Below are 7762 nucleotides of genomic sequence, written 5' to 3'. Positions count from 1 at the left end.
ATCATCGCCGGATTATCCATGATCTGACAGCCGTCCCTTATAGGATGCGGGTTCACTAGGCATCGTAGTGGAACATATTCTTACCGGGCCATACAACAAACCCACCAATAATTCAAGACGTCCTCCACGGGGCGCTTACCTGGCTGTATCCGCCCGGCGTGAAAGAAAATGCCGAAGTGCCACGCTGGGCGGAAAGCGAGTTGGCCAAACTATCGCGTAAAAAGATCTTGCTGCTGGTCTTTGTCTGTATGGCGCTGCTGTGCTGGATCTTTGCCACCGCCTTTATCGAACCGGCGGTAGCTGGCCTGATGGTAGTGGTGTTGATGCTGCTGAGCGGCGTGTTGGACTGGAGCGATATCACCGGCAACAAACCGGCCTGGAATACCTTCGTCTGGTTCGCCACCCTGGTCACCCTGGCGGCTGGTCTGTCCGACGTCGGCTTTATCGCCTGGCTGGGCAAGCTGGGGGCGCAGATACTGGGCGGTATCCCGCCGGTACAGGCCACCTTGGCGCTGGTGCTGGTGTTTTACCTGCTGCACTACTTGTTTTGTTTGCCAGCACCACCGCCCATACCACCACGCTGCTACCGGCGGTACTGGCGATAGGCGTCGCGATTCCGGGCATTAACGTGATGGTATTTTGCCTGCTGCTGGTCACGTCGCTGGGTATCATGGGGATTATCACCCCTTATGGCACCGGTCCCAGCCCGATTTACTACGGCAGTGGCTACCTTCCGACCGCCGATTATTGGCGATTGGGTACCATCTTCGGCGCGATTTTCCTGGTACTACTGTTGGTCATCGGCTACCCCTGGATGTTAATGGTGGTATGAGGCCGCGGGCGGCCACAGCGCCCATTTATTATTTGAGCATTATTTACTAAGCAATGGAGAACGCTATGTCGGTCATTAATTGCGATATCGCTATCATCGGCGCCGGCGGGGCGGGACTACGCGCCGCCATCGCCGTGGCACAGGCGGAGCCTCTGCTCAAGATTGCCTTGATATCCAAAGTCTATCCCATGCGCAGCCACAGCTGGGCGGCCGAAGGGGGGGCCGCCGCCGTCACCCAAGATCACGACAGTTTTGCCGAACATTTTCACGATACGGTCTCCGGCGGCGACTGGCTGTGTGAACAGGACGTGGTCGATACTTTCGTGCGCGACTGCCCGCGGGAGATGATCCAATTGGAGCATGGGGCTGCCCGTGGAACCGCAAAGCCGACGGCACCGTCAACGTCAGGCGCTTTGGCGGGATGAAAATCGAACGCACCTGGTTCGCCACCGATAAAACCGGTTTCCACTTGCTGCACACGTTGTTTCAGACCTCGCTGCAATTTCCGCAAATCCAACGCTTTGATGAGTATTTTGTGCTGGATTTGCTGGTCGACGACGGGCAGGCCCGTGGGCTGGTGGCCATCAACATGATGGAAAGCCAACTGGTGCAGTTTCGCGCCAACGCGGTGATACTGGCCACCGGCGGCGCCGGCAGCGTGTACCGCTACAATACCAACGGCGGTATCGTCACCGGCGACGGCATGGGCATGGCCCTACGTCACGGTGTTCCCCTGCGCGATATGGAATTTGTGCAATACCATCCGACCGGCCTGCCCGGTTCAGGTATCTTGATAACCGAAGGCTGCCGCGGCGAAGGCGGCATCATGGTCAACAAAGACGGCTATCGCTATCTGCAGGATTACGGGATGGGGCCGGAAACCCCGCTTGGCGAACCGAAAAACAAATATATGGAGCTGAGCCCCAGAGACAAACTCTCGCAGGCTTTTTGGCATGAATGGCGTGCCGGGCGCACCATCGCCACTCCGCGCGGCGACGTTGTACATCTGGATCTACGTCATCTGGGCGCCAAAAAGCTGCAAGAACGGCTGCCGTTTATCTGCGAGCTGGCCAAAGCCTATGTGGGCGTCGATCCGGTGCATGAGCCGATTCCGGTGCGTCCCACCGCCCATTAAACCATGGGGGGCATAGAGACCGACCCACTGTGCCAAACCCGCGTGCAGGGGCTGCTCGCGGTGGGGAAATGCTCCTCGGTGGGGCTGCACGGCGCCAATCGGCTGGGCTCCAACTCGCTGGCGGAGCTGGTGGTCTTCGGTCGCATCGCCGGGGAACAGGCGGCATTGCGCGCCCAGCAGAGTTCACCCGCCAACGGCGTGGCGCTGGACAGTCTGGCGCGGGATATCACCGAGCGCCTGCGGTCGCTGCAGCGCCAGGACGGTACCGAGAGCTGGAGCACCCTGCGCGACGAAATGGGCCTGAGTATGGAGGAAGGCTGCGGCATTTATCACACTCCCGAGCTGATGCAAAAGACCGTCGATAAGCTCTCCGAGCTGAAAGAGCGGTTTAAACGGGTTAAGATCCAGGATACCAGCAGCGTCTTCAACACCGACTTGCTGTATGTGCTGGAGTTGCAGCACGGGCTTGACGTGGCGGAATGCATGGCGCATTCGGCGTTTCATCGCCGGGAATCACGCGGTGCGCATCAACGTCTCGACGAAGGCTGTACCGCCCGCGACGATGTCAATTTCCTTAAGCATACCCTGGCGTTCGCTACGTCCGACGGCGGCGGCCGGCTGGATTATAGCGACGTGAAAATCACCACTCTACCGCCCGCCAAGCGGGTTTACGGCAGCGAGGCGGAAGCGCCGGCCACCGCGAGTAAGGAGGCCCACCATGGCTGACAAGCACCCGTTGACGGTACAGATCCAACGTATGATCCCGAAAAGGATCGCGCCCCGCACTGGGAAAGCTATCAGGTGCCCTGGGACGAGCAAACTACGCTTTTGGACACGCTGGGCTATATCAAGGACCATCTGGCGGCGGATTTGACATTCCGCTGGTCGTGCCGGATGGCGATATGCGGCTCCTGCGGCATGATGGTCAACGATGTTCCCCGGCTGGCCTGCAAAACCTTCCTGTGCGATTTTCAGCACGGCCTGCGGGTGCGAGCGCTGGCGAATTTCCCCATCGAGCGCGATTTGGTGGTGGATATGAGCGCCTTTATGGAAAGTTTATTGGCAATTCAACCCTGGATTATCGGCAATAACCGCACGCCGGAACAGGGCGCCAACGTGCAAACGCCAGCGCAAATGGCGAAATACCATCAATTCGCCGGCTGCATCAACTGTGGCTTGTGCTATGCCGCATGTCCGCAATTCGGCCTTAACCCGGAATTTATCGGGCCAGCGGCGATTACCCTTGCCCACCGCTACAACCTGGATAGCCGCGATAAGGGCCAGCGTCAGCGCATGGCGCAGCTCAACGGTGAAAACGGCGTGTGGCGATGCACTTTCGTCGGCTACTGTTCCGAGGTTTGCCCGAAACATGTCGACCCCGCCGCGGCCATACAGCAGGGCAAAGTGGCCAGCAGCAAGGATTACCTGATTGCCACCCTCACCCCGCAGGGAGACTAACCGATGATAAATGCATCCAAACGTAGACCTTATACGCCGCCGATGACCGGCGGCTGGTGGCGCCATCTTGGCTTTTACCGCTTTTACATGCTGCGCGAAGCAACGGCCATACCGGCAATCTGGTTCAGTCTGGAACTGCTCGGCGACGCCGTGATGCTCAACGGCGGGGAAGCGGACTGGACGCGGTTCGTGGCCTTTTTACAGCATCCGCTGGTGCTGGTGGTGACACTGCTGCTGCCGCTCGGTCTTTATCCCGGCGCCGCCTGGAAATACTTTTGCCAGGGCGTGCTATTTCCGCGCCACGCGCCGTGGGTTTTCCTCTTTGTATGGAGTTATCTCACGCTGCTGCCGTGGGGGCTATTTCTGTTCTGTTGACTTCCCCGCCCGTGAAGGCGGCCATCAGCCTGGGCTCGGCCCAACGCTCAAGGCCGGTGTGACGGGCTGCTGCTGTAGGTACGCCCTGCCCATCGCGCGCAAAGGCGAGAGGGGATGGCAGCAAAGTTTAGCCAGGGCACAACCCGAAGCTTAACGGCAGCGTAACGGGCTGCTGTATACTCTGCTCGGCGCGCAGGATAGGGATCAGGTAATCGCACAAGAACATGTCTGTCGACTCGCCTTGTCCAGCCGACGCCGCTAGGCGGAACCGTTCGATGTCGGCCCCTTCGCGGCGAATTAATTTCATCATCGGTAAACAGTGGCCATAAATGTCCAGGATAAAATTCTGTAACCCCGCCTTCGGTCCCTGATAGGTAAATTGGACATATTCTCCTTCCTCCAGCTCGATGGGCTGCCCCTGGCGCATGCCATCGGTAAGGTATTGCGGCTCGACCGCCGTGGTATAAAACACTTCCTGCCGATCTTCTCGCGCCTTAATCGCCTGCGTGGCGCACAGGCCGTACAGCACCAACGGTTTGCCCGGCGTGGCGGCCAGGAACTGGCGCCAGAAATGGGTACGCAAATTAGTGCGATATTCGCTCAGCTGCTCCAACGTACAGGTGTAGCTTTGCGAGGTACCAATGAGAGTCATTGCCGGCAGCGTAACGAACTCCGCCGCGGGCAAAGGCCGGCTATCGAAACGGTACGGCGGGTGCATGCCCGAGAAATGCCATTTGCGCGAACGGCGATAAAGCGCCGGCGTCTGGATAAATTGCTTTTTGAATGCGCGGGTGAAGGTTTGTTGCGAGTCGAAACCGTACTGCAGCGCGATATCTTCTACCGAGCGGCTGGTAAGCCGCAGCGCCAGCGCGGCCCGCGAGAGCCGCCGAGCCCATATATAGGCGCCAATCGCCTGCCCGGTCGCCAGCTTGAATTTGCGCTGCAAATGCCACTTGGAATAACCCGAGCGCTCAGCAACTCTATCCAGCGACAACGGCGTATCGAGATGCCCTTCCAGCCAGCTCAACAAATCTTGGATAATACCGGCCTGATCCATAGAATACCCTCAGGTTCCTTGTAAGTTTTGATGTCATCCCCCTGCGTCCGCGCGCGGACAACACTTTAACTAATAATAACTCAATGAAACTATTGGCATAAAATGTTTTCATTCTGTAACTTTTGTGCAACTAAACATTTACGGGGCATTTTAAGTTAACCACGAATGCGGTTAATGACAATTTGTGCCGAAAAATTGGCGAAATAACCTCTGACGCAGGCGGGTTAATACCGTTTCGCTTAGAAAGTGACACTATCATGTCAGGAGATATATCTTTGTTGGAGACTGTGATAAATTGTTTAATATTAATACATACTTTCACCGATTTATTATCCAGAAATACAAATATATTATTTCCGCCATTATCCAAATAGGCTAATGCGTGCGATTTTTAGCAATTAATGCTGAAGCAAACATCAAATGCGCTTTTTGTTTATTCATGCGCCTGCTGAAATTATCCTGTAATAACTTTGGGATAATGTATGTTGAGAATTTACAATGGATCACAAAATAATTAATTATCCATAGTGACTTTTACCTTCAGAAGTTTATTATTTTATTTCCCATTGGAGCCTCCTGTGTCTACTTGTTGCGCTTCACGCCTTGGCCGGGGATGAAATAGGCCAAGGCACCGACTACCGTCTCCGTTTGCCGTGCAAAAACGCCTGACAGGCTGGCTTTGACAATCAGGAAAGTGTAGGCTAGCGGGTAAATTGAACCAAACGTGCTGTTATTGACCGAGCGTGCCGTCGCCCAATTTTGCCCTTTTTATCGGCAAATTCGGCCCCTGGCACGAAGAGCACAACGACGCAGGCAAATACCACGACAAGCCGTGGCGGCACAACGCCCTGATTTAGAGCGGTAATAGCGGCAGGATAAGGAACGGCGCACCGAAGGTGGGGACAACGCTGCCAAGAATGAAATTATTATCACAGCGGCAAGGCCATTAATCACTTTCCGGATGACATGTTAATTCTTCACCCGTCTCAGGTTATGCAGTGTTTGAAAAAAACAGTATTGACGCCAAGCGAAGCGATAGAAACAATGCATAATCGTAGAATTTTAGTATAGCAGAAAATAGGCATTACACCCTGAGCAGAGAAGAGAAGGATTTCTGTAATGCTTACAGCGTGATATACGGACACTGCAATGGATACGCCCCTTTTTTGTAATTAAATTTTTCAGAAGAGATGTTTCAGTAGTGGCGCGGGCTTATGCCCGCATTCAAAAAAAAGCCTATATAAGGTATCAATGTGATGAAAAAAAGCATACTTGCAGTGGCTATTCCGGCCATGCTGGCGGCAGGCCTGGCTAATGCGGCGGAAGTCTACAACAAAGACGGCAATAAGCTTGATTTATACGGAAAAGTGGATGGCCTGCACTATTTCGGTAAAGATGACGCCTACGCGACTGACGGCGACCAGTCTTACATCCGTTTTGGCTTCAAGGGCGAAACGCAAATTACCGATCAACTGACCGGTTATGGTCAGTGGGAATATAACGTACAGGCCAACAACAGCGAAGGTGGAGACGATTTCGACAACGGTAACAAAACCCGTCTGGGCTTTGGCGGCTTGAAATTCGGCGATTATGGTTCATTTGATTATGGCCGTAATTATGGCGGGGTATATGACGCGCTGGCTTGGACCGATATGCTGCCGGAGTTCGGCGGTGAACTGGCCTATACCGACAACTTCATGGTGGGACGCACCACCGGCGTCGCCACCTACCGCAACAGTAACTTCTTTGGCCTGGTTGACGGTCTGAGTTTCGCCCTGCAATATCAAGGTAAAAACGATCGTGACGAAATGGGCCGCGCTAACGGCGATGGTTGGGGCGGATCTATCACCTATGAAACGCCTATCGGCATCGGCGTTGTCGGCAGCTATGCCTCCTCCGATCGATCGTACCGACGTCCAGCAGTCCGCGGCCTACGGTAACGGCGATCGCGCTGAGCAGTGGGCAACCGCCCTGAAGTATGAAGCCAACAATATCTATTTGGCCGCCACCTACGGTGAAACCCGCAACGCCACTTATTTCGATGGTACCACCTCGACGGGCGCCACAGCGGAAGGCTTTGCCAACAAGACACAGGACTACTCGCTGGTGGCACAATACCAGTTCGACTTCGGCCTGCGTCCCTCGATCGGCTATACCAAATCCCGCGCCAAAGATGTTGAAGGCATCGGAGATGTGGACCTGCTCAACTACTTTGAAGTGGGCGCGACCTACTACTTCAACCGCAACATGTCCACCTATGTGGATTACATCATCAACCAGATCGACGACGATAACGCCCTGGGCATCAACAGCGGCGACGTGGTCGCCCTGGGTCTGGTCTATCAGTTCTGACCTGATGGGTTGACGGTCGTCGACCCTGCCCCCGCCCCGTCCGCTTTCCCGGACGGGGCGTTTTTTCCTGCCGACCATCGCCAACCTGCCGTGCACCGGCGTGCGGTTTTCCGCTGGGGATAGCGGCTTGCCAGGTCGAACGCGTCACGGCTCGAGAAAACGCGTACCGCGCCTGACGAACACCCGTTTTATCCTGCGCATCGACGGCGCGTGTCGCTTCGGACCCATCCCCTCGTGGTCGGGCATTATCGCCTTTCCCTCACCGACAAGGTATTCGCCATACAAATGGTCTATGCTTTTGAAGAGCAACCCCTTTTACGCCCACTGGCGATAAGCGAAAGGGAAGCAAAGCCTGACCGGCGGGCTGTATCATTCAGTGGATGGAGCATGGGTGTGTTATCAGAAATGGCAGATTTTCCGTAAGCGCCCCGTGGAGGACGTCTTGAATTATTGGTGGGTTTGTTGTATGGCCCGGTAAGAATATGTTCCACTACGATGCCTAGTGAACCCGCATCCTATAAGGGACGGCTGTCAGATCATGGATAATCCGGCG

At 55.4% G+C, this 7762-nt stretch carries 3 protein-coding genes and 4 pseudogenes; 5 read left to right on the top strand and 2 right to left on the bottom strand.

Annotated features, from left to right (window positions below; translation table 11 throughout):
* Positions 1–140: 140 nt before the first annotated feature.
* From ACMX3H_RS15330 to ACMX3H_RS15315, 4 genes and pseudogenes are all read left to right on the top strand, one after another.
* Positions 141–832 (top strand): annotated as a pseudogene (locus ACMX3H_RS15330) (DASS family sodium-coupled anion symporter); the annotation flags it as partial.
* Positions 833–897: 65 nt separating this feature from the next.
* Positions 898–2693: pseudogene (frdA, locus tag ACMX3H_RS15325) on the top strand (fumarate reductase (quinol) flavoprotein subunit).
* A gap of 30 nt (positions 2694–2723) precedes the next feature.
* A pseudogene (locus tag ACMX3H_RS15320) lies at positions 2724–3425 on the top strand (succinate dehydrogenase/fumarate reductase iron-sulfur subunit); the annotation flags it as partial.
* 3 nt (positions 3426–3428) lie between these two features.
* A complete protein-coding gene (locus ACMX3H_RS15315) occupies positions 3429–3800 on the top strand; it encodes a hypothetical protein (protein WP_415211444.1) in 372 nt (123 codons plus the stop codon).
* Positions 3801–3927: 127 nt separating this feature from the next.
* On the opposite strand, the gene robA is transcribed toward ACMX3H_RS15315, so the two are convergent.
* A complete protein-coding gene (robA, locus tag ACMX3H_RS15310; protein ID WP_415211443.1) occupies positions 3928–4857 on the bottom strand; it encodes an MDR efflux pump AcrAB transcriptional activator RobA in 930 nt (309 codons plus the stop codon).
* Between the two features lie 1253 nt (positions 4858–6110).
* Here robA and ompF point away from each other — a divergent pair.
* A pseudogene (gene ompF / locus ACMX3H_RS15305) lies at positions 6111–7209 on the top strand (porin OmpF).
* A 290-nt stretch (positions 7210–7499) separates the two neighbouring features.
* Here ompF and ACMX3H_RS15300 read toward each other — a convergent pair.
* Entirely contained in the window at positions 7500–7700 is a 201-nt protein-coding gene (locus tag ACMX3H_RS15300; RefSeq protein ID WP_415211442.1) for a hypothetical protein, read from the bottom strand.
* Positions 7701–7762: the final 62 nt, after the last annotated feature.

Origin of the sequence: Sodalis sp. (in: enterobacteria), assembly GCF_047607725.1 — a bacterium.
Taxonomy (GTDB): Bacteria; Pseudomonadota; Gammaproteobacteria; order Enterobacterales; family Enterobacteriaceae; genus JBLKSS01.
Note: the sequence above shows the minus strand (reverse complement) of the source record. Positions and strands in the feature narration are given on the sequence as shown.

Bases quoted from the DNA above. Each gene is read 5' to 3' on its own strand.
- robA (WP_415211443.1), bottom strand. From the start codon at position 4,857: ATGGATCAGGCCGGTATTATCCAAGATTTGTTGAGCTGGCTGGAAGGG.
- ACMX3H_RS15315 (WP_415211444.1), top strand. From the start codon at position 3,429: ATGATAAATGCATCCAAACGTAGACCTTATACGCCGCCGATGACCGGC.